The sequence below is a fragment of the Nocardioides sp. Root190 genome, from assembly GCF_001428565.1.
Taxonomy (GTDB): domain Bacteria; phylum Actinomycetota; class Actinomycetes; order Propionibacteriales; family Nocardioidaceae; genus Nocardioides.
The window spans coordinates 683269-709508 of record NZ_LMIA01000010.1 but is presented as its reverse complement, the minus strand read 5'-3'; the positions used below and the strand labels follow the sequence as shown (position 1 = coordinate 709508).

The 26240-nt window shown below is 70.6% G+C and carries 26 protein-coding genes; 19 read left to right on the top strand and 7 right to left on the bottom strand.

The window, feature by feature from the left end; genetic code table 11:
* A complete protein-coding gene (locus tag ASE01_RS16180) occupies nucleotides 1–630 on the top strand; it encodes a CoA transferase subunit B (protein WP_056754201.1) in 630 nt (209 codons plus the stop codon).
* A gap of 8 nt (nucleotides 631–638) precedes the next feature.
* On the opposite strand, the gene ASE01_RS16175 is transcribed toward ASE01_RS16180, so the two are convergent.
* Both ASE01_RS16175 and ASE01_RS16170 read right to left on the bottom strand, forming a co-directional pair.
* Nucleotides 639–1325, bottom strand: a complete 687-nt coding sequence (locus ASE01_RS16175) for a hypothetical protein (protein ID WP_056754198.1) — start codon at nucleotides 1323–1325, stop codon at nucleotides 639–641.
* 34 nt (nucleotides 1326–1359) lie between these two features.
* The gene (locus ASE01_RS16170) at nucleotides 1360–3537 is read right to left on the bottom strand and encodes an MMPL family transporter (RefSeq protein ID WP_056754194.1); all 2178 of its coding nucleotides are present in this window, start codon (nucleotides 3535–3537) and stop codon (nucleotides 1360–1362) included.
* A 157-nt stretch (nucleotides 3538–3694) separates the two neighbouring features.
* Between ASE01_RS16170 and ASE01_RS16165 the strand changes: the two genes are divergently transcribed.
* The 7 genes from ASE01_RS16165 to ASE01_RS16135 all read left to right on the top strand — a co-directional run bounded on the left by ASE01_RS16165 (nucleotide 3695) and on the right by ASE01_RS16135 (nucleotide 7866).
* Complete coding sequence (locus ASE01_RS16165) at nucleotides 3695–4822, top strand: sensor histidine kinase (protein WP_056754193.1); 1128 nt, start codon at nucleotides 3695–3697, stop codon at nucleotides 4820–4822.
* On the top strand, nucleotides 4804–5454 hold the full coding sequence (locus tag ASE01_RS16160; RefSeq protein WP_200958865.1) for a response regulator: 651 nt from the start codon (nucleotides 4804–4806) through the stop codon (nucleotides 5452–5454). The genes ASE01_RS16165 and ASE01_RS16160 overlap by 19 nt, the downstream gene beginning before the upstream one ends.
* An 81-nt stretch (nucleotides 5455–5535) precedes the next feature.
* Entirely contained in the window at nucleotides 5536–5802 is a 267-nt protein-coding gene (locus ASE01_RS16155; RefSeq protein WP_056754190.1) for an excalibur calcium-binding domain-containing protein, read from the top strand.
* A 34-nt stretch (nucleotides 5803–5836) separates the two neighbouring features.
* Nucleotides 5837–6472 (top strand): nitroreductase family protein, encoded by a 636-nt coding sequence (locus tag ASE01_RS16150; protein WP_056754188.1) that lies wholly within the window; start codon nucleotides 5837–5839, stop codon nucleotides 6470–6472.
* Nucleotides 6469–6930 (top strand): hypothetical protein, encoded by a 462-nt coding sequence (locus tag ASE01_RS16145; protein WP_157537398.1) that lies wholly within the window; start codon nucleotides 6469–6471, stop codon nucleotides 6928–6930. The genes ASE01_RS16150 and ASE01_RS16145 overlap by 4 nt, the downstream gene beginning before the upstream one ends.
* A gap of 39 nt (nucleotides 6931–6969) precedes the next feature.
* Complete coding sequence (locus ASE01_RS16140; RefSeq protein ID WP_056754180.1) at nucleotides 6970–7374, top strand: hypothetical protein; 405 nt, start codon at nucleotides 6970–6972, stop codon at nucleotides 7372–7374.
* Nucleotides 7375–7386: 12 nt separating this feature from the next.
* The gene (locus ASE01_RS16135; protein ID WP_056754178.1) at nucleotides 7387–7866 is read left to right on the top strand and encodes a glutathione peroxidase; all 480 of its coding nucleotides are present in this window, start codon (nucleotides 7387–7389) and stop codon (nucleotides 7864–7866) included.
* 73 nt (nucleotides 7867–7939) lie between these two features.
* On the opposite strand, the gene ASE01_RS16130 is transcribed toward ASE01_RS16135, so the two are convergent.
* Both ASE01_RS16130 and ASE01_RS16125 read right to left on the bottom strand, forming a co-directional pair.
* Nucleotides 7940–10276 carry an MMPL family transporter gene (locus ASE01_RS16130; protein WP_056754176.1) on the bottom strand — a complete coding sequence of 779 codons (2337 nt, stop codon included), beginning with the start codon at nucleotides 10274–10276 and terminating at the stop codon, nucleotides 7940–7942.
* 98 nt (nucleotides 10277–10374) lie between these two features.
* Nucleotides 10375–10965 (bottom strand): TetR/AcrR family transcriptional regulator, encoded by a 591-nt coding sequence (locus tag ASE01_RS16125; protein WP_056754173.1) that lies wholly within the window; start codon nucleotides 10963–10965, stop codon nucleotides 10375–10377.
* Between the two features lie 143 nt (nucleotides 10966–11108).
* Here ASE01_RS16125 and ASE01_RS16120 point away from each other — a divergent pair, with 143 nt between their 5' ends.
* Complete coding sequence (locus ASE01_RS16120) at nucleotides 11109–11615, top strand: NfeD family protein (protein WP_157537397.1); 507 nt, start codon at nucleotides 11109–11111, stop codon at nucleotides 11613–11615.
* Between the two features lie 11 nt (nucleotides 11616–11626).
* Nucleotides 11627–13147 carry a flotillin family protein gene (locus tag ASE01_RS16115; protein WP_056754168.1) on the top strand — a complete coding sequence of 507 codons (1521 nt, stop codon included), beginning with the start codon at nucleotides 11627–11629 and terminating at the stop codon, nucleotides 13145–13147.
* 152 nt (nucleotides 13148–13299) lie between these two features.
* Here ASE01_RS16115 and ASE01_RS16110 read toward each other — a convergent pair whose 3' ends face one another.
* Nucleotides 13300–13977 (bottom strand): response regulator transcription factor, encoded by a 678-nt coding sequence (locus ASE01_RS16110; RefSeq protein ID WP_056754167.1) that lies wholly within the window; start codon nucleotides 13975–13977, stop codon nucleotides 13300–13302.
* Nucleotides 13967–15244 carry a sensor histidine kinase gene (locus ASE01_RS16105; RefSeq protein WP_056754164.1) on the bottom strand — a complete coding sequence of 426 codons (1278 nt, stop codon included), beginning with the start codon at nucleotides 15242–15244 and terminating at the stop codon, nucleotides 13967–13969. The genes ASE01_RS16110 and ASE01_RS16105 overlap by 11 nt, the downstream gene beginning before the upstream one ends.
* 155 nt (nucleotides 15245–15399) lie before the next feature.
* Between ASE01_RS16105 and ASE01_RS16100 the strand changes: the two genes are divergently transcribed.
* The 8 genes from ASE01_RS16100 to ASE01_RS16065 all read left to right on the top strand — a co-directional run bounded on the left by ASE01_RS16100 (nucleotide 15400) and on the right by ASE01_RS16065 (nucleotide 23971).
* Nucleotides 15400–15714, top strand: coding sequence for a hypothetical protein (locus tag ASE01_RS16100; protein ID WP_056754161.1), 315 nt, complete (start codon nucleotides 15400–15402; stop codon nucleotides 15712–15714).
* A gap of 1 nt (nucleotide 15715) precedes the next feature.
* Nucleotides 15716–17035 carry a cytochrome P450 gene (locus ASE01_RS16095; RefSeq protein ID WP_056754159.1) on the top strand — a complete coding sequence of 440 codons (1320 nt, stop codon included), beginning with the start codon at nucleotides 15716–15718 and terminating at the stop codon, nucleotides 17033–17035.
* 120 nt (nucleotides 17036–17155) lie between these two features.
* Nucleotides 17156–18655: a fatty acid desaturase gene (locus ASE01_RS16090; RefSeq protein WP_056754157.1), complete on the top strand. Its 1500-nt coding sequence runs from the start codon at nucleotides 17156–17158 to the stop codon at nucleotides 18653–18655.
* Between the two features lie 4 nt (nucleotides 18656–18659).
* Nucleotides 18660–18854 (top strand): ferredoxin, encoded by a 195-nt coding sequence (locus ASE01_RS16085; RefSeq protein ID WP_056754156.1) that lies wholly within the window; start codon nucleotides 18660–18662, stop codon nucleotides 18852–18854.
* A 9-nt stretch (nucleotides 18855–18863) separates the two neighbouring features.
* Nucleotides 18864–19484 (top strand): TetR/AcrR family transcriptional regulator, encoded by a 621-nt coding sequence (locus ASE01_RS16080; RefSeq protein WP_157537395.1) that lies wholly within the window; start codon nucleotides 18864–18866, stop codon nucleotides 19482–19484.
* Between the two features lie 64 nt (nucleotides 19485–19548).
* Nucleotides 19549–20781 (top strand): M15 family metallopeptidase, encoded by a 1233-nt coding sequence (locus tag ASE01_RS16075; protein ID WP_082606104.1) that lies wholly within the window; start codon nucleotides 19549–19551, stop codon nucleotides 20779–20781.
* Nucleotides 20782–21014: 233 nt separating this feature from the next.
* Nucleotides 21015–22178, top strand: a complete 1164-nt coding sequence (locus ASE01_RS16070) for a CaiB/BaiF CoA transferase family protein (protein ID WP_056754150.1) — start codon at nucleotides 21015–21017, stop codon at nucleotides 22176–22178.
* Nucleotides 22179–22444: 266 nt separating this feature from the next.
* Nucleotides 22445–23971 carry a DEAD/DEAH box helicase gene (locus ASE01_RS16065; protein ID WP_056754147.1) on the top strand — a complete coding sequence of 509 codons (1527 nt, stop codon included), beginning with the start codon at nucleotides 22445–22447 and terminating at the stop codon, nucleotides 23969–23971.
* A 92-nt stretch (nucleotides 23972–24063) separates the two neighbouring features.
* On the opposite strand, the gene ASE01_RS16060 is transcribed toward ASE01_RS16065, so the two are convergent.
* On the bottom strand, nucleotides 24064–24801 hold the full coding sequence (locus tag ASE01_RS16060) for a MerR family transcriptional regulator (RefSeq protein ID WP_056754145.1): 738 nt from the start codon (nucleotides 24799–24801) through the stop codon (nucleotides 24064–24066).
* A 110-nt stretch (nucleotides 24802–24911) separates the two neighbouring features.
* On the opposite strand from ASE01_RS16060, the gene ASE01_RS16055 reads away from it, so the two are divergent.
* Nucleotides 24912–26123 carry an acetyl-CoA C-acetyltransferase gene (locus ASE01_RS16055; protein ID WP_056754143.1) on the top strand — a complete coding sequence of 404 codons (1212 nt, stop codon included), beginning with the start codon at nucleotides 24912–24914 and terminating at the stop codon, nucleotides 26121–26123.
* Nucleotides 26124–26240: the final 117 nt, after the last annotated feature.

Here is a 26240-nt window from a genome sequence, read left to right as displayed (position 1 = left end):
ATGGCCTGGACCCGTGAGCAGATGGCGGCCCGCGCCGCCTCCGAGCTCGTCGACGGCAACTACGTCAACCTCGGCATCGGGCTGCCGACGCTGGTGCCCAACTACGTCCCCGACGACGTCGAGCTGGTGCTGCAGAGCGAGAACGGCATCCTCGGCATCGGCCCCTACCCGAGCGAGGAGGACGTCGACGCCGACCTGATCAACGCCGGCAAGGAGACCGTCACGCTGCGTCGGGGCGCGAGCTTTTTCGACTCCGCCACCAGCTTCGGCATGATCCGCTCGGGCAAGATCGACGCGGCGATCCTCGGGGCCATGCAGGTCTCGGCCGCTGGTGACATCGCCAACTGGATGATCCCCGGCAAGATGGTCAAGGGGATGGGCGGCGCGATGGACCTGGTCCACGGGGCGAAGAAGGTCATCGTCCTGATGGAGCACGTGGCCCGCGACGGCGACCTCAAGATCGTCGAGGAGTGCTCGCTGCCCTACACCGGCCGCGGCGTCGTCCAGCGGATCATCACCGACCTGTGCGTCCTCGACATCACGCCGGACGGACTGCGCCTGGTCGAGCTCGCGCCGGACGTGACGCTGGACGAGGTACGTCGCAAGACGGGTCCCGCCATCCTGGAGTGACGGCTCGCTCAGGGCAGCAGCCGGCGCCCCTGCCAGGTGCCGTGCTCCGAGAGCGGCCGGAACCTCATGAACGCCGACTCGTGGTGGAACTCGCGCCGCCGCTGCTCTCCCATCGCCACGGCGTGGGCAGGTGCCTCGGCGACCGCGGTGCTGTGGCCGTGCACCATCTCGGTCATCTCCCGCACCGAGCGCCAGATCGAGAACGTCGAGAAGGTGCCCGGCGGGCGCACCGCCGCAGTCGAGAAGACGGCCGCCGGGTGACCTGCGACCAGCCGCTCGACCGGCTTGCCCCAGCGCAGGAAGCGCGGGAGCTCCGGCATCCGCAGCCGGGCCAGGGTGAGCGCGACGATCGGTTCCTCCGGGTCCCAGTCGCCGGCCCGGGTCGGCAGGGGCGCGAGGGCCGCCACCTCGCCGTACCTCCGCAGGAACTGCAGGCGCACGTGCCACCCCTGTGCCAACCGCTGGCCGAACGGGTCCGTCGCGAGGAAGGCCTCGAGCGCCGCCTCGTCCTCCCACGCCGCGATCGTCGCCACCCGGCGCAGCTGGAAGCGCTCGGCCGACACCGTCGGCGCCCCCAGCCGCATCATCGCCAGGCTCTCGGCGTGCCGGAGCCCCGGTACGTCGACCGGCGGGCGCAGGAGCGCACGTGCGGTCGCCGTCCGGGGCAGCTCGGCGAGGTGGAAGGAGTGGAGCATCCGGCCATTCAAGCCGATCCGGCGCGGGGCATCCTCAGCGCCCGACCGGCACCAGCACCTCGTCCGGCACCTGACCGGGAGCCACCACCGGCCCCGGCGTCGTACGACGCCCGCGAGGCCAGGCACGCTCCCCGAGCAGCACCAGCACGGCCGGCAGCACGACCAGTCGGATGACGGTGGCGTCAATGAGGATCGCGGCCGACAGGCCGACGCCCATCATCTTCATCTCCATCATCGACAGGGTCGCGAAGATCGCGAACACCGAGACCATCACCGCTGCGGCGCTGGTGATCACGCCGGCCGTGTCGGCGATACCGCGGTGGATGGCGTCACGGACGGGCAGGCCGGTGTCGATCAGCTCGCGGATCCGGCTGAGCACGAACACGTGGTAGTCCATCGACAGGCCGACCAGCACGACCAGCACGAAGACCGGGATCCAGCTGATCACGAAGCCGGGACTGGTGAAGTCGAGCAGACCCTCACCGACACCGTGCTGGAAGACGATGGCGAGCACGCCGAAGGCGACGCCGACCGACGCCACGTTCAGCACGGTCGAGATCACGGCCAGCAGCACGCTGCGGAAGGCGAGCAGCATCATCACCATCGTCAGCACGAGCACCAGGCCGAGCAGGATCGGCATCCGCCCGTCCTGCTTCTGCGAGCTGTCCAGGGACTCCGCGGCGCTGCCGCCGACCGCGTGCTCGGCGCCGGTCAGGCTGCCGAGGGACGCCGGCACCAGGTCGGTGCGGAGACGCTCGATCGCGGCGCTGGCCCGGTCGTCGGACTCCTCGTACGGCATCGGCAGGTCGATGACGGAGGTGCGCCCGTCCTGCGACGTCTCGACCTGCGCACCTGTGGTGACGAAGTCGTCGGTACGTCCGGCCTCCTCGGCCAGTCGCTCGAGGGCGGCGGTGGCGGCTGCCGGGTCGGCGCCGGTCACGACGACCTGCGCCGAGGTGCCCTCGCTGGGGTAGGCGTCGGTGATCGCCCGGAAGGTCTGGACCGTCGCGATGTCGCCGGGCAGCGTCTCGGCACTGGCCTGGTGGGTCTTCATCGACAGCGCAGGCACGGCGAGCGCGATGATCCCGACGGAGGAGACCACCAGGGCGGCGACGGGGTGACGGACCACCGGACCGAGCAGGCGAGCGCTGATCGCACCCGGACGGGACTTCCTCGTCAGCCGCCACAGCAGCGGCACCCGCGGCCGGTCGACCCAACGACCGAGCTTGGCGAGCAGTGCGGGGAGGACCGTGATCGAGCCGAGGACAGCGACGGCGACGACGATGATCGAGCCGGTGGCGAGCGAGTTGAAGGTGACGTCGGTGAGCACGAAGAGGCCCGCCAGTGCGGCGATCACGGCGCCACCGGAGACCAGGATGGCGTGGCCGGAGGTCTCGGCGGCGATGCTCACCGCGTCGAGGGTCGAGCGCCCGGCGGCGCGTTCCTGGCGTTCGCGCTTGAGGTAGAACAGCGAGTAGTCGACACCGACAGCCATGCCGATCAGCACGATCATGCTCGTCACGGTGGGCTCGGCGGGCACGAGCAGTGAGACCGGTGCGCTGATCCCGATCGTCGCGGCCACGCTGGACGCGGCCAGCAGCACCGGGAGCCCGGCGGCGATGAGTGCCCCGAAGGCCAGCAGCATCAGCACCAGGGTGATCGGCAGGCTGATGAACTCCGCTGAGTGCAGGTCGTCGGCGACCCGCTCGTTGATGGCCTCGTCGATGGTGACGTCACCGGCCTGCTCGACCACCAGTCCGGGATGGGCGTCCTGCACGGCGGCCGTGGCGTCGAGCAGCGGATCGGCGTCGACGTCGTCCGCCCTCAGCTCGACCGGGACGAGCAGGGCCGTCCCGTCCTCGCTGGGGATCGCGTCCCCCACGCCGGCGACCCCGTCGAGTCCGGACATCCGGCCGGTCACGTCGTCCGCAGCAGCCCGGGCATCGGCGGCGTCCAGGTCGCCGTCGGCCGCGGTGATCAGGACGTTCTCCATCGGCGGGTGGTCGAGGTGCGCGGCGTCGAGCAGCGCCTCGGCACGGCCGGACTCCCCGACCCGGTAGTCGGCATCCTCGACCTCGTTGGTCGGGATCGCCATCGCGAGCCCGACCGCGACGGCGACGAGGAGGAACCAGGCGCCGATGGCGCGCCACGGATGGGTGGCACTCCAACGGGCGGCCCGGGTGGGTATCTGGGCGAGAGGGTTGCGGGACATCGGGACTCCTGGGATCGAGCGAGGCGAAGGGGAGGGGGTGGATCGCGGTGGTTCCAGCGAACCGTCGTCCGCCCCCGGAGTCAGGGGTGGTGCGTCCCGAGGTGCGGTGGTGCCTGCACCCCTGCGCCGGACCTGCGCCGTCGGCGAGGATGGGGGCGTGCAGCCCACCGAGAGATCCGGAGCCGGCCCGCTCGGCGTGACCGGGCTCGCGTTCCTCCAGGTCCTGCTCTTCGTGCCGGTCATCGTGGTCTTCGTGCTGGTCGTGGTCTGCAGCGTGCTCACGGTCGTGTGGATCGGCGTCCTCCTGCTGATGGCCGTGCTGCCGCTGGGCCGCCTGATCGCCGACGCGCACCGCTCGATGGCGGCGCGTGTCGTGGGGGAGCCGGTCCCGGCGCCGTACCTCCCGCTCCCGAAGGGCCCGCTGGCCCGCCTCCGGGCGAGCGCGCTGGACCCGGCGACCTGGCGCGACCTGCTCTGGATGCTCTGGGCGATGACCGCCGGGTTCGTCATCTCGCTGCTGCTCGTGCTGCTGGCGATCGCCGTGGTGACGCTGCCGTTGTGGTGGTACGCCGCCGTGCCGCTCATGCGGGCGCGGACCTGGGTCGACTGCGCACTCCTGTCGCCCGGTCGCACCGATCACCTCGAGCGTCGGGTGCAGGTGCTCACCGAGTCGCGTGCGGTCGTGGTCGACCACTCGGCCGCCGAGCTGCGCCGGATCGAGCGCGACCTGCACGACGGTCCGCAGGCCCGGCTCGCGGCGGTGTCCCTCAGCCTGGGCCTGGCCGACGACCTCTTCGAGACCGATCCCGATGCCGCCCGGCGGCTGATCAACGAGGCACGCGGGACGTCGTCGACTGCTCTCGGTGAGCTCCGTGACGTGGTCCGCGGGATCCACCCGCCGGTGCTGGCCGATCGCGGCCTGCCCGGTGCCGTCGCGGCCCTCGCGATCGACATGGCCGTGCCGGTCGACCTGGCCATCGACCTGACCGTCCGACTGCCCGCCCCCGTCGAGTCCGCGGTCTACTTCACGGTCGCCGAGTGCCTCGCCAACGCCACCAAGCACGCCGCCGCCGGCCACGCCTGGATCAGGCTCGCGCACGACGGCGGAGTCCTGCGAGGAGAGGTCGGCGACAACGGTCGCGGCGGCGCCGACCCGCGCACGGGCTCCGGCCTCAACGGGATCGCCGCGCGCCTGGCGGCCTTCGACGGCACGATGTCCCTGTCGAGCCCGACCGGTGGCCCGACCGTCGTCAGCTGGGAGGTCCCGTGCACGCCCTCCGGGTAGTCCTCGCCGAGGACCACGCCCTCCTCCGCGCCGGGCTCACCCAGCTCCTCGAGGCCAAGGGCTTCGAGGTGATCGCCGCCGTCGACAACCTGGCGGACCTGGAACGAGCCCTCACGGACCCGACCGCGGAGGCGGCCGTCGTCGACGTACGCATGCCGCCGTCGTTCACCGACGAGGGCCTGCGCGCCGCCATCGGCGTACGCACGCTGCGTCCGGGCTTCCCGGTCCTGGTGTTGTCGCAGTACGTCGAACAGCTCTACGCCCGCGAGCTGCTGGCCAGCGGCGAGGGCGCCGTCGGCTACCTGCTCAAGGACCGTGTCTCCGACGTCGCCGAGTTCGTCGACGCCCTCCACCGCGTCGCCGACGGCGGCACCGTGCTCGACCCGTCGGTCGTTGCCGCCGTCCTCGAGCGCCGTCGCGACTCCCCGCTCGAACGGCTCACCGAGCGCGAGCGGGAGGTGCTCGCCCTGATGGCCGAGGGGCGCGCCAACGCCGGGATCGCCGCGGCCCTGGTGGTCACCGAGAAGGCCGTCGCCAAGCACATCAACAGCATCTTCGCGAAGCTCGACCTGCCCACCGACACCGACGACCACCGTCGGGTGCGAGCCGTCTTGGCGTACCTCAACTTCTGAGTGAGCCTTCGCCAATTCTCCTGCGCAACCCGTCGGGCGCGGGTTACGGTCGCGCTCGATCATTCAAGGGAGGGAGCACTCATGGCTCGCAAGGGACTCGCGGCACTGGCCTGCATGGCCGCCGCAACGCTGACCATCACCGTGGCGCCGGCAGCAGAGGCCGCACCGAAGACGTACAAGAACTGCACGGCGCTCAACAAGGTCTACAAGCACGGCGTCGGCAAGCCGGGCGCCCGCGACAAGACCTCGGGCCGTCCGGTCACGAACTTCAAGAAGTCGACGGCGCTCTACAAGGCGAACAAGAAGTCCGACCGTGACGGCGACGGCATCGCCTGCGAGAAGCGCTGACGCACTCGAGGTTCATGGCCCCGATACTGGGGCCATGAACCCCGTCGACATCGCCGAGCCGCTGCGCTCCCGCTGGAGCCCGAGCGTCTTCGACGCCCACCACGAGCTCGGTGACGAGGACATCACCCGCCTCCTCGAGGCCGCGCAGTGGGCGCCGAGCTCGGGCAACCGCCAGCCGTGGCGCTACGTCGTGGCGCCACGGGGGAGTGCGGCCCACCAGGTGCTCGTCCCTCACCTGAGCCGCGGCAACTCCGGCTGGGTTCCGCGGGCCTCAGTCGTGTTCCTGTCGGTCGTGGTCCCGGGTGCCGACGGCAACGAGCTGGGCGACCTGCTCATCCCGGTCCACGACGTCGGACAGGCCTCGGCCCACCTCACGCTCCAGGCGCGGGCGATGGGCCTGCACGCCCATCAGTTCGGTGGATTCGACCACGACGCGGTGGCTGCTGGTCTCGGGATCCCGGCGACCGCCCGCGTGATCGCCGGGATCGCGGTCGGGGTGCGGGGCGACCCCGCCGAGGTCAGCGAGCGGGACGCGGAGCGCGAGCACCGGGTCCGCTCCCGGCGCCCCCTCGAGGAGAGCGTGTACGGCGAGCGCTGGGACGAGCCGTGGACGGGTGTGGTCGCGTCCGGACCGACCACGGCCGAGGACCCCGCAGGACCGACCGGGTGACGCCACGTCGTACCCCCTGGTTGGCGCTGCTGCTGGTCGTGGTCGTGGTGAACCTGCCGGTGGTGCACCAGGCCTGGCAGCAGTGGCGCATCGACCGCAGCGGCGTGCACGTGACGGCCGAGGTGACCGACACCGATGTCCTGCGCGAGGCGAGCGATCCCAGCTACGTCGTCCGGTTCCGGCTGCCCGAGGACATCGACCCCGAGGCCGGCACCTGGCCGGCGGAGGTGGACCGGGCGAGCTGGCAGCGGGCGGAGGAGTCCGGTGAGATCGGCGTGACGGTGCTGCGCGACCAGCCGTCGGCGCAGCGGGTGGACGGCGAGCGGACGAGTCGGGTCGGCTTCGTGATCATCGGCATCGTGGACCTGGTCCTGGTGCTGCTCCTCCTCGTCCTGTGGCGGGTGCGCCGCAGGCCCATGACCTCCGAGGTCATCGCCTCCGACCCCTCGGTTGGGTGAGGCTCGGGTCATCGAACCCGACCCGTCCAGGAGGACACGATGACCACTCTCGCCACGCCGCGCACCACCTCGACCGCCACCGGTCGGCGCCCCCTCTGGTTCGCCGCCGACGCCGTCGTCACCGGCGTCAACGCCGCGGCCTACCTCGCCCTCGCGGGACCTCTCGCCGACCTGCTCGGCGGCGACCCCACGGCGTACCGCGCCATCGGCGCCTTCATGGTCGGCTACGCCCTCGTGGTCGGGCTGTACGCCCGCAGCACGATGTCGCGCCGTACCGGCTGGGCGATCGTCGTCGGCAACCTGGTCTGGGTCCTCGCGTCCCTCGAGGTCGCCGCCACCGGCGTCCTCGGGCTCGACACCGCAGGACGGATCTGGGTCGTCGCGCAGGCTCTCGTCGTCGCCGATCTCGCGCTCCTGCAGGGCCGGTCGCTGCGGGCGCGGTGACACACTGGAGGCATGAGCACCCTTCACGACTTCTCCGCCACCGCCATCGACGGCCAGCCCATCGAGCTCTCGTCGTACGACGGCAAGGTGGTGCTGGTCGTCAACACCGCCTCCAAGTGCGGGTTCACGCCCCAGTTCGAGGGCCTCCAGGGCCTGTACGAGAAGTTCGGTGACCGCGGCTTCACGGTGCTGGGCTTCCCGTGCGACCAGTTCGCCAACCAGGAGCTCGACGCCGACTCCGAGATCGCCGGCTTCTGCCAGAAGAACTACGGGGTGAGCTTCCCGATGTTCTCCAAGATCGACGTCAACGGCGACGAGACGCACCCGGTCTACCAGTGGCTGAAGTCCGAGAAGGGCGGCCTGATCGGCGGCAAGATCAAGTGGAACTTCACCAAGTTCCTCATCGGCAAGGACGGCCAGGTCATCGGCCGCTACGCCCCGACCACCAAGCCCGAGAAGATCGCCGGAGACATCGAGAAGGCGCTGGGCTGACGCTTTCCTCCTCGCCACGCGACGAAGGGCCGCTCCTCACGGAGCGGCCCTTCGTGTTTCCCGGTGGGTCGACTCAGACTCCGGCGAGCTCCCGGTCCTCGTCGTCACGGCCCACCTGCACCGCGACCGGCGCCGAGTCGCGCTCGAGGGACTCGCCCTCGATGTCGACGTTCGGCAGGATCCGGTCCAGCCAGGCCGGCAGCCACCAGGCCTTGTCGCCCATGACGTAGAGCAGGGCCGGGATGAGGACCATCCGGACGATGAAGGCGTCGAACACGATGGCCAGTGCCAGGGCGAAGCCCATCGACTTGATGATCGCGTCGTCCTCGAGGATGAAGCCGGAGAAGACGGCGATCATGATCGCGGCCGCTGCGGTGACCACCCGGGCGCTGTTGCGGAAGCCGTCGACGACGGCGTCGTGGGTGGACAGCCCGTGGACGTGGGCCTCGCGCATCCGGGTCACCAGGAAGACCTGGTAGTCCATCGCGAGCCCGAACACCACGCCGATCACGAAGATCGGGATGAAGCTGACCAGCGGCTGGCCCTCGAAGATCCCGAACGCGCCCTCCTGGAAGATCGCGACGGTCGCGCCCAGCGTGGCCAGGACCGAGAGCAGGAAGCCCAGGGTGGCGGTGAGCGGGATCAGGATCGAGCGGAACACCAGCACCAGCAGGAGGAACGCCAGTCCGATGACCACCGCGAGGTAGATCGGGAGAGCGCCGTTCAGCTGGTCCGAGACGTCGGTCGTGATGGCCGTCAGGCCGGTGACGCCGACCGTGGTGTCGGTCTGGTCCTCGATGTCGGACTGTCCTGAGCGCAGTGCCTCGAGCAGGTCGAGGGTCTCCGGCTCGTCGGGCCCGGAGGACGGCGTGAGCTGGATGATCGCGCCCGTCGCGGGTTCGTTGGTCGCGACCAGCTGGGCGTTGGCGACGTCGTCCTGACCCGCGGCCCAGTCGACGACCTGCTCGAAGGCCTCGGTGCGCTGGTCGTCGTCGGCGATGTCGCGCCCGTCGACGACCACGACGAAGGTGCCCTGGCGCCCGGCGCCGAAGGCGTCCTCCGCGAGGTCGGAGGCCTTGCGCTGGGTGGTGTCGCTCGCGGCCGTGCTGTCGCTCGGGAAGGCGAGGTACATCTGCGAGATCGGGATGGCGAGCGCGCCGAGGAGCACGACGACGGCCGCGACCCAGGCGAGCGGGGCCTTCTGGAGGATCCGGGCCCAGCGCACACCGTTGTTGAGGACGAGGCCGTGCTCGTCACGCTTCGGCTCGTAGCGGCGTACCCGCCCCGCGAAGGCCTTCGACTTCGTCATGCCGAGGAGCGCAGGCAGCAGCGTGAGCGCGACCAGGACAGCGATCAGCACGGTCGCGGCAGCAGCCAGACCCATCGTCGTGAGGAACGGGATGCCCACCACGGAGAGCGCCGAGAGCGCGATGAGCACGGTGAGACCGGCGAAGACGACGGCCGATCCTGCGGTTCCGACTGCGATGCCGGCGGCGTGCCGGCGGTCGTCGGTGTGGTGCAGCTCGGTGCGGTAGCGAGCGAGGATGAAGAGCGTGTAGTCGATGCCGACCGCGAGGCCGATCATCGTCGAGAGCGCCGTGGTCGAGGAGTTGAGGTCCATGAACGCGGTCATCGCGGTGACGCCGGCCATGCTCAGGCCGACGCCGAAGATCGCGTTGACGAGAGGCATGCCGGCAGCCGTGAACGAGCCGAAGGTGAGCAGCAGGACGATCAGCGCGATGCCCAGACCGATCAGCTCGGCGGTGCCGCCCGGTGCCTCCATGACGGCCATGCCCTGGCCGTTGGCCTCGGCGATCAGGCCGGTCTCGTCGCTGGTGTCGGTCAGGAGCTCCTCGAGCGCCTCGACGGAGGTCGCCTCGAGGTCCGCGACGGTCTCGACGTCCCACTCGAAGGAGAACGTGCCGATCCGGCCGTCCTCGGAGAGCGGAGAGATCGCAGCGGCGTTCTCCTGCGCCTGGGTGACGTCGCCCCCGGCCTCGCTGGCCGCGTCGACGTACTGCTGCTCGAGGTCGGCGGCCGCGGTGGTCGGGTCGGCCAACCCGGGCTGGACGGCGTCGGCGTCCATCTGGGGCAGGTCGGGGATCGCGGCGATCAGGTCCGCGATCGCCTCGGAGTACTCCGGTTCCGCGAGGGTGCGGCCCTCGGGGGCGGCGACCACGACGTTGACGGTGGCGTCGTCGAAGGCGTCCCCGGAGTCGGGGAACAGGTCCTTCTGGATGTCGGCGGCCTGTTCGGACGGGATGCCGGGGATGGTGAACTCGTCGTTGAAGGGCTTGGACGCCAGCGCCGAGGTGGCGCCGACCACCACGACGAGCAGCAACCATCCGGCGATGAAGAAGGGCCACCGCCGGTAGGCGGTCGAGCCGAGCTTGTAGAGCAGGCGGGCCATGGTCAGGTCTCCTGGGTTCGTGGCTGTTCCGGGGTCTCCGGCGCAGGGATCGTGGGAAAGGGGGAAGGGAGAAGCGGGTCAGGCAGTCAGGCGGGCAGTCAGGCGAGGCAGGTACGGGCGTCGGCGACCGTGGCGTCGAAGTGCTGGGCGAAGGGGGTGCTGCCGTCCTCCGCGACACGCTCGAGCGCGTCGTCGAAGCACGTGATGAGGAGTCGGAGGAGGAGGCGGACCTTCTCCTTGGGGAAGTCGTCGCCCTCGCGCTGGCGCACGCAGTCGCCGAGCAAGGTCGCGGCCATCTCGAAACGCTCGTGGACCAGCTGGAGCAGCCGGGGGTCGCTCATGACCGCCTGGCGGACCGCGGCGATGTGCTGGTCGGAGTCGGCCTTCTCGCGGGTCGCCTCGTGGGCGAGCACGAGCAGGTCGTCGAAGAGCCGGCCCGTCGGCCCGCCCGCGACGAACTCCGCGACCTGCGCGTCGTCGACCTCCGGCTCCGGACCGAGGATGACCTCGGCCTTGCCGTCGAAGTAGTTGAAGACGGTGCGCCGCGACACGTCGGCGGCCGCGGCCAGCTCGTCGATGGTCCAGCCGTCGAAGCCGTGCTCGAGGGTCAGCTCCGCCGCGCAGTGCTGGAGGCGCAGCGCGGTCTGGTGCCGCTTAACCTCGCGACGACTGATGCACGGCTGACTCATGAGTGCATCTTTGCACTGATACGCCTTGTGGTGCAACTTTGTGACGGGCGTCACGTGGTGGAGGATCACCAAGAGAAGTATCGGCTTCAGGTGATGATCACTAGGATCGTGACCACCGGCCCCCTCACCCCCTCGGAGTGTTCGTGACCGCCTTCCTCGTCCTCGGCATCGTCGGGCTCGTCGTGCTCCTGGTCTCCCTGGTGGCCGGCGACTTCCTCGATGGAGCGTTCGACGCGCTCGCCGCGGACTGGCTCTCGACCGCAGCCCTCGCCGGCTTCGTCTCGGCCTTCGGCTTCGGTGCCGCCGCGAGCGACGGCGCGGGTGCCGTGCTCCCGGTCTCCCTGGCGATCGGCGCCGGGTCCGGTGTGGTGGTCGCCTGGTTCGCCTGGTGGCTGACCGGCCTGGTCAAGGACGGACCGAGCGACGGGACCGTCTCGATCGGCGACAGCGTCGGCCAGGTTGCCCAGGTGATCACCTCCATCCCGGCCGGCGGGTACGGCGTCGTACGCCTCCTCGTCGGCGGGCACACCCTCCAGTTCAACGCGAGCGCCCAGCTCCCCATCGAGGCCGGCACCAGGGTCAACGTCACCGGTGTCCTGTCCCCCAGCGCTGTCAGTGTCACCGAGATCTGGCAACCCCCCACCGAGTGAAAGTGGAATTCATGGAACCCGCCATCCTGGTACCGATCGGCGGCATCGTCGCCGTCCTGGTCCTGCTCGTCCTGCTCGTCACGAGCCGCTACAAGGTCGCCGGCCCGAACCAGGCGTTCATCGTCACGGGCCGCAAGGGCAAGGCGGTGATCAACCCGGAGACCGGCGAGCTCTCGACGGACCTGTCGGGCCAGAAGGTCGTCCTGGGTGGCGGGGTCTTCGTCGTCCCGTTCGTGCAGAAGCTGGCCACGATGGACCTCTCCAGCCGCCGGATCTCCGTGCAGATCCGTGGCGCGGTGTCCGGTCAGGGCATCAAGCTCAACCTCGACGGAGTCGCGATCGTCAAGGTGGGCGGCAACGCCGACCAGATCCGGCTCGGTGCCCAGCGCTTCCTCTCCCAGCAGGGTGACATCGAGTCCTTCACCCAGGAGGTGCTGGCCGGAGCGCTGCGCTCGATCGTCGGTGGCCTGACGGTGGAGCAGATCATCCGCGACCGCGCCGCCTTCGCCCAGCGCGTCGCCGACGAGTCGGAGAGCTCGCTGACCGGCCAGGGCCTCATCCTCGACGCCTTCCAGATCCAGGACGTCACCGACGACGGCAGCTACCTCGCCGACCTCGGTCGCCCCGAGGCCGCCCGCGCCAGCCAGGCCGCCCGGATCGCGGAGGCCAATGCGCGCCAGGCCGCCGAGCAGGCGCAGATCGCCGCCGAGCAGGAGATCGCCGTCTCCCAGCGCACGCTCGCGCTGAAGCAGGCCGAGATCAAGGCCGAGACCGACGCCGCGTCCGCGCAGGCCGCTGCGTCCGGCCCGCTGGCCCAGGCCGAGCGCGACCAGGCGATCTTCTCCGAGCAGGAGAAGGTCGCTGTCCAGCAGGCCGCGCTGACCGAGCGCCAGCTCGAGACCCAGGTCCGCAAGCCCGCCGACGCCGAGCGCTACCGCGTCGAGCAGGAGGCGGAGGGACGTCGTACTGCCGAGATCGCCGCCGCCGACGCCCGCAAGGCCTCCACCATCGCCGCCGCCCAGGCCAAGGCGGAGGAGACCAAGCTCAGCGGTGAGGCCGAGAAGGGACGCCGTGCGGCGCTCGCCGAGGCCGAGGCCATCGAGGGCATCAAGCGCGGTGAGGCCGAGAAGGGTCGTCGTGTCGCTGAGGCCGACGCCACCCGCGCCGAGGGTGAGGCGCAGGCCGCCGCGATCCTGGCCATCGGCCAGGCCGAGGCCGAGGCGATGGACAAGCGGGCCGAGGCGTTCGCGCACTACAACGACGCCGCCGTGCTCCAGATGCTGATCGAGGTCCTCCCGCAGATCGCCAAGGAGGTCGCTGCGCCGATCGCCGCGATCGACCAGCTCACCGTCATCTCCAGCGACGGCGCGGGCGCCCTGCCCCGACAGGTCACCGACAACGTCGTGCAGACGCTCCAGATGCTGAAGACCTCGACCGGCCTGGACCTCGAGTCGCTGATCCACCGCTCCGTGGAGCGGGCCGCCAGCGGGATGGGCGCCATCGACCGGACGGACGTGGACAAGAAGGCCTGATCGCCCGGCCGTTGGTTGAGGAGGTCGCGCAGGCCCGCCGTTGGTTGAGGAGGTCGCGCAGCGACCGTCTCGAAACCCCTGGCCATGGTGCCGGAACCCGTCCCGGTCACCGCCGGGACCCCGCCCGGGCCGGGGGTTTCGAGGCTCCTCGCTCAGGACGGGCGGGGTGAGACCAGGCCGTGGTCGTACGCATAGACGATCGCGGCCGGCCGGTCGCGCAGCCCGAGCTTGGTGAAGATCCGTCCGACGTGGCTCTTCACGGTCAGCTCGGAGATGACCAGGTCACCGGCGATCTCGCCGTTGCTGCGTCCCAGCGCGATCGCGCACAACACCTCGATCTCGCGGGCGGTCAGCGGATCCACGGCGGCCGCGGTCGCCGCGCCCCTCGGCGCGGACGTGCGGAACTGGTCGAGCACGCGGCCGGTCACGGTCGGGTCCAGCCAGTGTCCGCCGCCGGCGACGGTGCGTACGGCGCGGATCAGGTCCTCGGCCGAGGAGTCCTTGAGCAGGAAGCCAGAGGCCCCGGCCCGCAGTGCGCCGGAGAGCATCTCGTCGTCGTCGAAGGTCGTGAGCACCAGCACCGGCGGTCCGTCGGCACGCGCCACCACGCCGGAGGTCGCGGTGATCCCGTCGACGACCCGCATCCGCAGGTCCATCACCACGACGTCGACACCGCCGGGCAGGCCGTCGAGCGTGCCGGGGACCTCGCTGCCGTCGCTGCACTCGGCGACGATCTCGAAGCCGTCGCGTCGTCGCAGGATCCGGCGCAGCCCGGACCGCACCAGCTCCTGGTCGTCGACGAGGACGACCTGGACGAGCTCATCGCTCACCGGGGACCGCCTTCCACAGCGAGCGGCCGCACGGCAGCTCGACACCTCCTGCTGACCGGGAGCCGGGGCCGAGCCGCAGGTCGACCACCCAGCTGCCGTCGTCGGGGCCGGCACGCAGGGTGGCCCCGAGCTGCTCGGCACGGGCCTGCATGCCGGCCAGGCCGGAGCCCGGGCCGTCGTCACGGACGCGGCCCGCGGGCAGCGGGTTGGTGATCAGCAACCGGGCTCCGGTGCCGCCCACCGTCAGTCGGACCCTCGCCACGGGCTGCTCGCCGCCGTGGCGGGCGACGTTGGACAGCGACTCCTGGGTGATCCGGTAGAGCCCGAGGCCGGTGGCCGCGGGCAGCTGCGCGGGATCGCCCTGCTCGTCGTACTCGACCGCCAGCCCGGCGCCGGTCATCTCTCGGACCAGAGCGGCGATGTCGCCCGCGCCGGGCAGTGAGTGCCGCTCGGCAGGACCGGCTGCCATGGCGCTGACGGTACGACGGATGTCGGCCATCGCGCGGCGGCCCACCTGTTCGGCGTCCGACAGGGCGGCGTCGACCTCGGCGACCGCTTCGGCGACCTCGTCGGGGCCGGACGCGTCGCTGACGTCGCGCAGGGTGTGGCGGGCACCGGTGACCTGCAGCAGCGAGATGCTGAGCGAGTGCGCCACGAGGTCGTGGATCTCGCGGGCGATCCGCTCACGCTCGGCGGTGGTTGCCTGGTCCCAGGCGGTCTCGCGGGCCCGGCGCTCGGCGGCCAGGGCCCGCATCTGCCACCAGAGCATCGCGCCGACCACGACTCCGAGCAGGACCTCGAGGAGGTACACGCCGACGCTCCCGATGCCGACCGTCGTGTCGACCACGACGATGATCCCCGCCGCGACGATCCCCACCACTCCGCCCGCCCGCACACCGTCCCGGGCGACCGCCTCGGCAGAGATCAGCGCGAGGAGAGCCGGGGCCATGTCGATGCCCGCGTCGATCGGGACCGACATCAGCAGGGCCGCGGCGGCCAGTGTCGCGGCGGCGTCGAGCCACCAGGGCAGCCAGATGTCGAGGATGAAGTGGACCAGCGGTGACACGAGGATCAGCAGGACCGCCAGGGTCACCGGCTCGGGGGAGGTGATCGCGCCACGCTGGGCGAGGGCGATCACCACGCAGAGCAGCTGACCGACGGACGAGGTCGTCGGGATCCACCACGGGTAGAAGATGCCGCGCTCGTGCATCGAGCCCTCGATGCGCGCGTGGAGGCGCTCGTCGAGGTCACGGATCCGGCGCAGCATGACCCCAGCGTAGGGAGCGCGTCCGCTGCGGTCATCCGGCTGCGGGAGGTCGACGCGCTCCTCCCTGGGTAGGAGGCCGAGTGCGTGCCGTCGTCCGATGTCCGGATCCTCCCGGCTGCGTAGGTTCGACCCATCAACCACGAACCGAGAGGTCGGTGAGCACCATGACCTGGAGCGAGACCCACCGCAGGTGGCAGGCCCTGCGCGCCATCGAGGAGCACCTGGCGAGCTCCGAGACGGCCGAGCTGCCCTGGCACGACGACTACGTCGAGCTCTTCGGCGACCGCGCCGGCCTCCTCGCCGCACTGCGCTACCGCTGGCAGCTGACCGTGAACGCCCAGCTCGACACCCACCTGCCCGAGGCGGCCCTGGAGGAGCAGCGGCGCCTGCTCGCCCGGCGCGCCCGCGGCGTACGACGACTGCTGCACGCCGAGGACCTCGCCGGGGGTCCGGAGCGCGTGGTCGCCTGACATGGACCTACGACGCCTGCGGGACACCCCTCGCTCCTTCGCCTCCTGGACCCTGGCTCACGGCGTGCAGCGCGCGCTGATCGGCCGGGGCGCGCGCAAGGGGGACCTGATCGCCCGGATGGTGATGGACCCCTCGCTGCGCGAGGACCCGTTCGGCGCCTACGAGGAGCTCCGCTCCCGGGGGCTGATCAGCGCCAACGACCTGATCTCGGCGAGCGTGGACCATGCCGTGTGCAACGAGGTGCTGCGCAGTGATGCGTTCGGCACCGCCGGCGGCCAGGGCGAGCTGCCGAAGCCGCTGCAGTGGCTGCACCACAAGGTGATCGATCCCGACGCCCTGGGGCCGGTCGACCCGCCGTCGATGCTGGCGGTCGACCCGCCGCTGCACACCCGCTACCGCAAGCAGGTCGCCCGCGCCTTCACCGCCCGCAAGGTCGGCCGGATGGGGGATCGGGTCGGTGAGGTCGCCGCCGGCCTGCTCGACGAGCTCGCCGGATCAGGCGAGTTCGACCTCGTCGACCGCTACGCCTCCCAGCTGCCCGTGACGGTCATCGCCGACCTGCTCGGTGTGCCCGAGGACGACCGGGGGCGACTGCTCGCACTCGGCAACGAGGCCGCGATCACCCTCGATCCGGGCCTGTCGTGGCGACAGTTCCGCCAGGCCGAGGACGCCCTGCGCGAGCTGCACACGTGGTTCCGCGCCCACGTGGAGCGGATCACCGCGAACCCGGGCGACGACCTGATCAGCCACCTCACCCAGCTCGAGGGCCCGGACAGGCTCGACCAGGTCGAGCTGCACCAGGTCGGCCTCCTGGTGCTCGCGGCGGGCTTCGAGACGACGGTCAACCTGATCTCCAATGCGGTCGAGCTCCTGGACCGCCACCCCGACCAGCTGCGCTGGCTGCAGGAGAATCCCGACGGCTGGGGCAACGCGGTCGACGAGGTGCTGCGCCACCAGTCGCCGGTCCAGCTGACCCTGCGCATCGCGCTGCGCGAGACCGAGGTGGCCGGCAAGACCTTCGCGCCCGGGCACGGGATCCTGCTGTACGTCGGTGGTGCGAACCGCGATCCTGCCGTGTTCGAGGACCCGGCGAGGTTCGACGTGACCCGCGCGAACGCCGACCAGCACCTCGCCTTCTCCGCCGGCGTCCACTACTGCCTCGGCGCGAGCCTGGCCCGGCTCGAGGCGGCGGTCGCCCTGCGCGCCCTGTACGAGCGGTTCCCGGACCTCCACGTCAGCGGTCCTGCCGAGCGGAGGCCGACGCGGGTGCTGCGTGGCTACGAGCGCCTGCCGGTCCGTACCGTGCGGTTCTCTGCGTAGGGCGTACACGGGCGAGGTGACCCCCGTCACTTTACAACCACCAGACTCTTGTCAAACGACCTTTACAAGTCGTACCTTCTTGTCAAGCGACGCAGGTGTCGCGGTGAAGGAGGCTCGACGATGACCGGATCGCCCACGATCGGACAGACCGTCCCCGACGGTTCCACGGAGCAGTGGAAGGACAAGAAGCGCTACCTCTGGCTGCTCGGCCTGATGGTTCCCGGACTCGGCATCTCCGCCGTCGTCGGCTGGCTCTACACCGACTGGATGTGGCTGCTGCTCGCTGGTCCGATCCTGGTCAACCTGCTGATCCCGCTTCTGGACCTGGTCTTCGGCCTCGACCCGTCCAACCCGCCGGACGAGGTGATGGAGTCGCTCGAGAACGACCGCTACTACCGCTGGGTCGTCTACCTCTACATCCCGCTGCAGTTCCTCATCCTGCTCGCCGGCTTCGCACTCATCGCCGGCTCCAACCCGATCCTCTGGTTCACCGACCTCGTCGGCGCGACCGGCTGGGTGGTCGACACCCTCGGTGCCGACCTCGTCCGGTCGATCGACATGACCTGGTACGAGAAGCTCTTCCTCGCGGTCTCCATCGCCGGTGTCCAGGGCATCGCGATCAACACGGCCCACGAGCTCGGCCACAAGAAGGAGGAGGTCGAGCGCTGGCTCTCCAAGATCGCCCTCGCGCCCACCTTCTACGGCCACTTCTACATCGAGCACAACCGCGGCCACCACGTGCGGGTCGCGACCCCGGAGGACCCCGCCTCCAGCCGCCTCGGTGAGTCCTTCTGGGCCTTCTGGCCGCGCACGGTGGCCGGCTCGCTGAAGTCCGGCTGGGAGGTCGAGGCCAAGCGCTACCGCCGCAAGGACACGCACCCGTTCCACGTCGGCAACGACGTGCTCAACGCCTGGTTCATGTCGGCGGTCCTGTACGGCGCCATGATCGCGATGTACGGCTGGCAGATCACGCCGTACGCCCTCGTCACCATCGTGTTCGGCTTCTCGCTGCTGGAGATCATCAACTACCTCGAGCACTACGGCATGAAGCGCCAGAAGGTCGGTCCCAAGCAGCGCTACGAGCGCGTCCTGCCGATGCACTCGTGGAACTCCAACAACCTGGTGACCAACCTCTTCCTCTACCACCTGCAGCGTCACAGCGACCACCACGCCAACCCCACCCGCCGCTACCAGACGCTGCGCGACTTCAAGGAGTCGCCGGCCCTGCCGACCGGGTACGCCGGGATGCTGACCCTCGCGCTGTTCCCGCCGCTGTGGCGCAAGGTGATGGACCACCGCGTCGTCGAGCACCTCGACGGTGATGTGACCCTGGCCAACATCCACCCGAAGAAGGTGGACAAGTACCTCGCGAAGTTCCCGCCGCCTGAGGTGCACGTCCAGCACGAGGACCTGTGGCTGCAGAACCACGACGGCGAGGTGCTCGCCGCGAAGTGCCCCGGCTGCTCCTACGTCTACGAGGTCGTGGCCGGTGACGAGCACCAGGGCTTCCCGGCCGGCACTGCGTGGTCGGAGATCCCCGAGGACTGGTTCTGCCCGGACTGCGGCGTGCGCGACAAGGCCGACTTCGTGCCGTTCGACCCCGAGAAGGTGGAGGCTTGAGTTCATGAAGATCATCGCGGACTTCGACAAGTGTGAGGGCCTCGGCATGTGCGAGGCCATGGCCAACGACTTCTTCGAGGTGGACGAGGACGAGGACAAGGTGGTCGTCCTGGACGACTCGCCGACCGAGGCGGACCGCGGTCACGTGTTCGCAGCCGTCCAGGCCTGCCCCGTCCTCGCGCTCACCCTCGAGGGATAGGTTCGTCCCATGTCGATCCTCGCGGGCCGTCCCGCGACCCGGGACGGGGTGGTGGCCGTCGTGCCAGGCGCCACCCCGACCCTGCGCGACCGCCTCCTCGAGGCGGCGGTCGCGATCATGACCACCGCCGGCTGGGGTCGGGTCACCATGGCCCGCCTGGCCGACGAGGTCGGGGTCAGCCGGCAGACCGTCTACAACGAGATCGGCACCAAGAACGACCTCGCCGAGGCGATGGTCATGCGTGAGCTCGACCGCTTCCTCGCCGGAGTGGCGCAGTCCTTCGACGAGAACCCCGGCGACCTGATCGGCGCGATCCGCGACTCCGCACGACGCGTCCTCAAGTACGCCCAGGACAACGCCCTGCTCCACGCCGTCGTCTCGGCCACCCATGGCGCCGACACCGAGCTCCTGCCGCTGCTCACGACTCACTCGGAGTACCTCCTCGAGGGCGCCAAGTTCGTCGTCGCGGAGCGGGTGGCGTCGTACGACATCCCTCTCCCGGAGGGTCGCCTCGAGGCCAGCATCGACATGGTGGTCCGGCTGGTGCTGAGCCACGTCATGCAGCCGTCCGGCGACCCGGCGAAGACCGCTGATGACATCGCCTGGATCGCTGAACGCGTCCTCGGCTGACCTGGTCCGTACTACCCTCGGTCCCGGAGGGACTGCCGGGGGGACCGGTGGCGGGGAAGGGATCATGGCGTTGGCGCGACGACGCGTGCGGCTGGCGGCTGGGCTGTCGGTGGTGCTCGCTGCTGCCCTGGTCGCGGGCTGCGGCTCGGCTGGCAAGGGCGCCGAGGCCGACCCGAGCAAGGCGGCTGCGCCGGCCAGTGACATCCCCGAGAACTCCGCGGACCCCGCCCGCGCGGTCTCCGCGCCCGGCAAGTTCGACGGCACCCAGTACGGCGACGACCTGCTCGTCGTGAGCGACAAGAAGATCCCCGACGACGAGGTCGACGAGCTCCTCGCGATCACCGTCGGGAAGGGCAAGGACAAGAAGAAGGGCATCGCCGCCCACACCCGCCTGTCCTACGGCAACTTCACCGTCGACGGTCGGCTCTACAACATCGCGGCCGTCGACGCGGGTCAGTACCGCTCGTTCACGGGCACCACCAGTGCGGAGTTCCAGGAGCAGTGGGACCGGGTCGCCGGCGGCGAGATCGCCGTGGTCGACCGGCTGCAGAAGGACCTGCGCACCGATGGTGAGGGCTACCTCCAGGTCGGCAAGCAGCGCATCCACGTCGGCGCGTGGTCGCCCTCCGAGGTCGACAGCGTCGATGCGATGGTCAACAGCAAGTGGGGCGAGGAGCTCGGCCTCCCGGTCGACAACGCGGTCCTGATCAACACCGGGATCAGCTCACCCAAGGCGGTCCGCGAGGCGATCGAGAAGACCCTCGGCAAGACCAGGTTCTCGATCACGGCGCTCGACATCGTGGCCCAGGAGGGCCTGGACCTCGACACCTTCCAGAACGTCATCCCCGTCGGCGCCTTCAAGGACGCCGTCGGCACCTTCCGCTACCGCCCGATCGGCGGCGGCCGGATCGCTCCCGATCCCGCCTGGGTGCGCACCCACATCGTGACCGAGGCGGTGCCGATCCTCGGCTCGGTCACCTGCAACAAGTTCATGATGCCCCAGCTCAAGGCGGCTCTCGCCGAGGTCGTCAAGCGCGGCCTGTCCAAGGAGATCCACCGCGGCGAGTACGCCGGCTGCTACTACCCGCGCTTCATCGCCGGTTCCTCGACGCTCTCCAACCACTCCTTCGGCCTCGCCCTCGACTTCAACGTCCCCGGCAACCAGCGGGGCACCGTCGGCCAGATGAACCGCGAGGTCGTCTCGATCTTCAAGTACTGGGGCTTCGCCTGGGGCGGCGACTGGGCCTGGACCGACCCGATGCACTTCGAGCTCGCCCGGATCGTCAACCCTGGTTGATGGCGCGGCGGCACGACGTTCGGGCCGTGGGTTCGGCGGGGCGGCGCTTCACCACGGTATGTAGGTGAGTTGTTGCTTTCTGGGTGGAGTTCCACCGGGGAAGTGCGTGCTCGCCTACATCCCGTGGTGAAGCGCCGCGTGCTCGCCTACATCCCGTGGTGAAGCGCCATGACCTACCCGCCAGTAGGCGACCGTGACAGCAGGACTGTCACGGTTGTGCGAGGATCTGCCCCATGACGTTCGAGCTTGGTCAGGGAACCGGTCCGCTCAAGGGCCTCAAGGTCGTCGAGATCGCAGGCATCGGGCCGAGCCCGCACGCCTGCATGATCCTGGCGGACCTCGGTGCCGACGTGATCCGCGTCGAGCGGCCGGGCGGCCAGATGCTGGCGGGCGGCTCCCACGACCTGCTCAACCGCGGTCGGCCGAGCGTCGCGCTCGATCTCAAGAACCCCGAGGCCGTCGCCACGGTCCTGGACCTCGTCGCGGACGCCGACGTGCTGGTCGAGGGCATGCGCCCCGGAGTCGCCGAGCGGCTCGGCTTCGGTCCGGAGGCCTGCCACGAGCGCAACCCGCGCCTGGTCTACGGCCGGATGACGGGCTGGGGCCAGGACGGCCCCTGGTCGCAGGCTGCCGGCCACGACATGAACTACATCGCGATCACCGGGACCCTGCACGGTCTGGGCCAGGTCAAGGACAAGCCCCAGTTCGCGACCAACCTGGTCGGCGACTTCGGTGGCGGCTCGACGTACCTCGTCATCGGCATCCTCGCTGCCGTCTTCGAGGCGAAGATCTCGGGCACGGGCCAGGTGGTCGACGCGGCGATCGTCGACGGCACCGCCAACCTCAACGCGATGACCTCTGCCTTCCTCGCCGGCGGCGGCTTCAAGGAGGAGCGCGCGGCCAACCTGCTCGACGGTGGGGCGCCGTACTACGACATCTACGAGACCTCCGACGGCGAGCACATGTCGGTGGGTGCCCTGGAGCCCCAGTTCTACGACCTCTTCGTGAAGCTGCTCGGCATCGAGGGCACGGCTCCCGACCGCTGGGACCTCGAGAAGACCGCCGAGCTGCGCGAGCTGATCGCCACGACCTTCCTCACCAAGAGCCGCGACGAGTGGTGCGCGATCTTCGACGGCACCGACGCCTGCGTCGCGCCGATCCTCAAGATCAGCGAGGCCAAGGACCACCCGCACATCAAGGCCCGGGAGGTCTTCGTCGAGCACGAGGGCCTCGTCCAGCCGCAGCCCGCCCCGCGCTTCTCCCGCACCGCCGCGACCCTGTCGCACCCGCCGGCACCGGCCTCGGGAGCGCACACCCGCGAGGGCCTCGCGGCCTGGGGGATCGCCGACGTCGACGGCCTCATCGAGCGCGGCGCCGCGGTCCAGGTCTCCGAGTAGCCCCCGGTCCGCGGACGTCCCCGCGCCCCTCTGCGTCGCAGATCACGTCGTGATTCTGCGCGGGGATTGAGCGCGGAGCGTCCGCGACCCCTACGCTGGAGTCACCGATCCGGGCAGTCTTGCCCCGGATCCCGGCGCTCCGCTCGCGGTTGCGCCCCTCGTACGAGGCACCGCTCACCGCTCCCATCACCGGATGGGACAGCACAGCGAGACGCCCACACAGGGGTCCGCGCCCATTTCTCTGCGGCCCCCGGAGAGAACCACCTGTGCCCAGCACCTCCACGTTCGCCGACCTCGGCGTTCCCTCTGACCTCGTCGCCGTCCTGACGGCGGACCAGATCACCATCCCGACCCCGATCCAGGCCGCGACGCTGCCGGACTCGCTGGCCGGGCGCGACGTCCTCGGACGCGGCCGCACCGGCTCGGGCAAGACCTACGCCTTCGGCCTGCCGCTCGTCGCTCGCCTCGCCGCGGAGGGTCGCCGTCCGGCCCCCAAGCGCCCGCGTGCGCTCGTCCTTGCGCCGACCCGTGAGCTCGCCTCGCAGATCGCCGCGACGATCAGCCCGCTGGCCAAGGCCGCCGGCCTCAGCACGACCACCGTCTTCGGTGGCGTCGGCCAGGGCCCGCAGGTCAACGCGCTGCGCAACGGCGTCGACGTCCTCATCGCCTGCCCCGGCCGGCTCGAGGACCTCATCCAGCAGGGTCACTGCAGTCTCGCCGACGTCAAGGTGACGGTGCTCGACGAGGCCGACCACATGGCCGACCTCGGCTTCCTGCCCGCCGTACGCCGCCTGCTGGACCAGACGCCGAAGGACGGCCAGCGGATGCTCTTCTCCGCGACCCTCGACGGCGCGATCAACGTGCTGGTCAAGCGCTTCCTGACCAACCCGGCGATCCACGAGGCCGACTCGGCGCAGTCGCCGGTCGCCAAGATGGACCACCACGTGCTGCACGTCGAGCGCGAGCAGCGGATCCCCGTGCTGCTCGACCTGGTCAGCGCTCCCGGCCGCACGGTCGTCTTCACGCGGACCAAGCACGGCGCCAAGGCGCTCGCCCGCCAGCTGAACAAGAACGGCGTGCCCGCGGTCGACCTGCACGGCAACCTCAGCCAGGGTGCGCGCACGCGCAACATGGAGGCCTTCCACAGCGGCCAGGCCACGACCCTCGTCGCGACCGACATCGCCGCCCGCGGCATCCACGTCGACGACGTCTCGCTCGTGGTCCACGCCGACCCGCCGGCCGAGCACAAGGCCTACCTCCACCGCTCCGGTCGTACGGCGCGCGCAGGTGCCGCCGGCACGGTCGTCACCCTCATGACGAGCGAGCAGCGTCGCGACGTCAGCGACCTGACCCGCGCTGCGGGCATCAAGCCGACCACCACCCGGATCGCCGGCTCGCACCACCCGGTGTTGCTGGAGCTCGCTCCCGGCGAGCGCAGCCGTCCCGGTGGCCTCGAGCTCGGCCCGGCCCCCTCGGCCGGCGGCAACGGTGGCGGCGGTGGTGGCGGTGGCCGCAACCGCAGCAAGCCGGCCGGCAGCCGTTCCGGCGCGAAGGCGGGGGCCAAGGCCTCCACCGGTGCCGGTGGCGCTGGTGGCAACCGCGGCAAGCGCTCCGGCGCGGGCGGCGGCGCGACCTCGTCGGCCTCCGGCAACGCGTCCGCCGGTGGCGGGCGCAACCGCAGCCGCGGCCGCAGCGGTGGCGGCGCGGGCGGCGCTGGTGGCGCCAGCCGTGGCAACGGTGGCGGCGCGAGCAGCGGTGGCCACAGCGCCGCGAGCTTCAGCGGCCGTCGCTGACCCTCCCTGTAGGCCTTCGGGCTCGGTAGTCCCGGGTCAAAAGCACCCGAAATCGACGTGTTTCGGTGCTTTTGGCCCGGGACTACCGCAATTCAGGAGCGGCGGGGGATGCGCGCGGCGCGCGCGACGGCGGCTTCGTAGGCGGTGACCAGACCGCCCACCGACAACGGCTTCAGTCGCTCCATGATCTCGCGAAAGTGCTCGGACTGGCTGGCTCCGTCGTACAACGGCGCCAGCTTGTCGTTGATGACCTCGTAGAGCTCCTTGGCCATCTGCTCGCCGTGCTCGGCATAGACCCCGGCCGCCGCGACGGCGACCTCACGGGGGAAGCCGAGCTCGAGGAGCCGCACGCCGATGGAGAGCTGGTTGCTCGCCACGAGGTACGTCGTGCCCCGCAACCGCAGCACGCCGAGGGCCTGCAGGGTGGCGATGTCATCGGCCCCGAGCTCGCGCCCGCAGCGCGCTTCGAGCTGGGCGCGGTCCATCTCGACGGGGAGGTCGGACTGCCAGGGCGCCAGCATGGTGCGGGCCAGGGCGATGTCCTCGGGCGATGCGTCGTCGGGGATCCCGGCGACGTACCTCTCGATCGCCGACAGCGTGAAACCGTGGCTCTGCAGCTCGAGGACGAGGTCGATCCGGGCGACGTGCTCGGCGGAGTAGTAGCCGGAGCGCCCGCGCCTGATGGGCGGCGGCACCAGGCCGCGTGAGGTGTAGAAACGCACCGTCCGCACGCTGAGCCCGACGCGCGCCGTGAGCTGGTCCAGGGTGAGCAGCGAGCCGGTCGGTGCGGCGTGCGTCACACCGCTGGTGGGACCCTCGCTCTTGACCATGACAGTAATAGTGTCACAATCGGTGGGTGGGGACAGAGTTCCCCCGTGGCGCGCCCTGCGATCGGACGCACCTCATCGCCACTGCAACCAGGCAAGAAACAAGGACGGTCATGGCAGAAGCATTCGTGTACGACCACCTCCGCACCCCCCGCGGTCGCGGCAAGGCCAGCGGCTCCCTCCACGAGTCGAAGCCGGTCGACCTCGTGGTCGGACTGCTCGACGCCCTCCAGGAGCGCAACCCGGGCCTCGACACCAACCGCGTCGACGACGTGGTGCTCGGCGTCGTCTCCCCGGTCGGCGACCAGGGCGGTGACATCGCCAAGACCGCTGCCATCGCAGCCGGTCTGCCCGACACCGTGGCCGGAGTCCAGCTCAACCGCTTCTGCGCCTCGGGCCTCGAGGCCGTCAACCAGGCCGCCAGTCGCGTCCGCGGCGGGTTCGAGGACCTGATCATCGCCGGTGGCGTCGAGTCGATGAGCCGCGTCGCCATGGGTTCCGACGGTGGCGCCTGGGCGTCCGACCCCGCCACCGCGTTCAAGGCCGGCTTCGTGCCGCAGGGCATCGGTGCCGACCTGATCGCCACCATCGAGGGCTGGAGCCGCGAGGACGTCGACGCGTACGCCGCCGAGTCGCACCACCGCGCCGCCAAGGCATGGGCCAACGGCTACTACGACAAGCCCGTCGTGCCCGTGAAGGACATCAGCGGCCTGGTCCTGCTCGACCGTGACGAGACCGTGCGCCCCGACACCTCCGTCGAGGGCCTGGCCGGCCTCAAGCCGTCCTTCGCCCAGCTCGGTGCCGACGCCGGCTTCGACGACGTGGCGCTGGAGAAGTACCACTGGCTCGAGAAGATCAACCACGTCCACCACGCCGGCAACTCCTCGGGCATCGTCGATGGCTCCGCGCTCACCCTGATCGGCAACGAGCAGGTCGGCAAGGACCTCGGTCTGACCCCGCGGGCCAAGATCATCGCGACCGCCGTGTCCGGCGCGGACCCGATCATCATGCTCACCGGTCCCGCCCCGGCCGCCCACAAGGCGCTGGCCAAGGCCGGTCTCGAGGTCGGCGACATCGACCTGTTCGAGATCAACGAGGCGTTCGCCGCCGTCGCGATGCGCTTCATGCGCGACATGGGCATCAGCCACGACATCACCAACGTCAACGGCGGCGCGATCGCGATGGGCCACCCGCTGGGTGCGACCGGCGCGATCATCCTCGGCACCCTCATCGACGAGCTCGAGCGCCGCGACCTGCGCCGCGGCCTGGCCACGCTCTGCGTGGGCGGCGGCATGGGCATCGCGACGATCGTCGAGCTGGTCTGAGCGCTCGCGCTCAGGACCAGCTCGCCATCGTCAATGGTGGTTGAGCAAGCGATCGCGACTGAGGAACGAAGGCGCGAAGAGCGCGTCGAAACCCGGTCGCTGACGCACCCAGATCTC

Coding starts and splice junctions, on each gene's coding strand:
- ASE01_RS16130 (WP_056754176.1), bottom strand. CDS start 10,276: ATGGCCCGCCTGCTCTACAAGCTCGGCTCGACCGCCTACCGGCGGTGG.
- ASE01_RS16080 (WP_157537395.1), top strand. CDS start 18,864: ATGTCGATCCTCGCGGGCCGTCCCGCGACCCGGGACGGGGTGGTGGCC.
- ASE01_RS16140 (WP_056754180.1), top strand. CDS start 6,970: ATGACCACTCTCGCCACGCCGCGCACCACCTCGACCGCCACCGGTCGG.
- ASE01_RS16115 (WP_056754168.1), top strand. CDS start 11,627: ATGGAACCCGCCATCCTGGTACCGATCGGCGGCATCGTCGCCGTCCTG.
- ASE01_RS16180 (WP_056754201.1), top strand. CDS start 1: ATGGCCTGGACCCGTGAGCAGATGGCGGCCCGCGCCGCCTCCGAGCTC.
- ASE01_RS16055 (WP_056754143.1), top strand. CDS start 24,912: ATGGCAGAAGCATTCGTGTACGACCACCTCCGCACCCCCCGCGGTCGC.
- ASE01_RS16125 (WP_056754173.1), bottom strand. CDS start 10,965: ATGAGTCAGCCGTGCATCAGTCGTCGCGAGGTTAAGCGGCACCAGACC.
- ASE01_RS16075 (WP_082606104.1), top strand. CDS start 19,549: ATGGCGTTGGCGCGACGACGCGTGCGGCTGGCGGCTGGGCTGTCGGTG.
- ASE01_RS16170 (WP_056754194.1), bottom strand. CDS start 3,537: ATGTCCCGCAACCCTCTCGCCCAGATACCCACCCGGGCCGCCCGTTGG.
- ASE01_RS16175 (WP_056754198.1), bottom strand. CDS start 1,325: ATGCTCCACTCCTTCCACCTCGCCGAGCTGCCCCGGACGGCGACCGCA.
- ASE01_RS16150 (WP_056754188.1), top strand. CDS start 5,837: ATGAACCCCGTCGACATCGCCGAGCCGCTGCGCTCCCGCTGGAGCCCG.
- ASE01_RS16095 (WP_056754159.1), top strand. CDS start 15,716: ATGGACCTACGACGCCTGCGGGACACCCCTCGCTCCTTCGCCTCCTGG.
- ASE01_RS16135 (WP_056754178.1), top strand. CDS start 7,387: ATGAGCACCCTTCACGACTTCTCCGCCACCGCCATCGACGGCCAGCCC.
- ASE01_RS16155 (WP_056754190.1), top strand. CDS start 5,536: ATGGCTCGCAAGGGACTCGCGGCACTGGCCTGCATGGCCGCCGCAACG.
- ASE01_RS16085 (WP_056754156.1), top strand. CDS start 18,660: ATGAAGATCATCGCGGACTTCGACAAGTGTGAGGGCCTCGGCATGTGC.
- ASE01_RS16060 (WP_056754145.1), bottom strand. CDS start 24,801: ATGGTCAAGAGCGAGGGTCCCACCAGCGGTGTGACGCACGCCGCACCG.
- ASE01_RS16090 (WP_056754157.1), top strand. CDS start 17,156: ATGACCGGATCGCCCACGATCGGACAGACCGTCCCCGACGGTTCCACG.
- ASE01_RS16070 (WP_056754150.1), top strand. CDS start 21,015: ATGACGTTCGAGCTTGGTCAGGGAACCGGTCCGCTCAAGGGCCTCAAG.
- ASE01_RS16105 (WP_056754164.1), bottom strand. CDS start 15,244: ATGCTGCGCCGGATCCGTGACCTCGACGAGCGCCTCCACGCGCGCATC.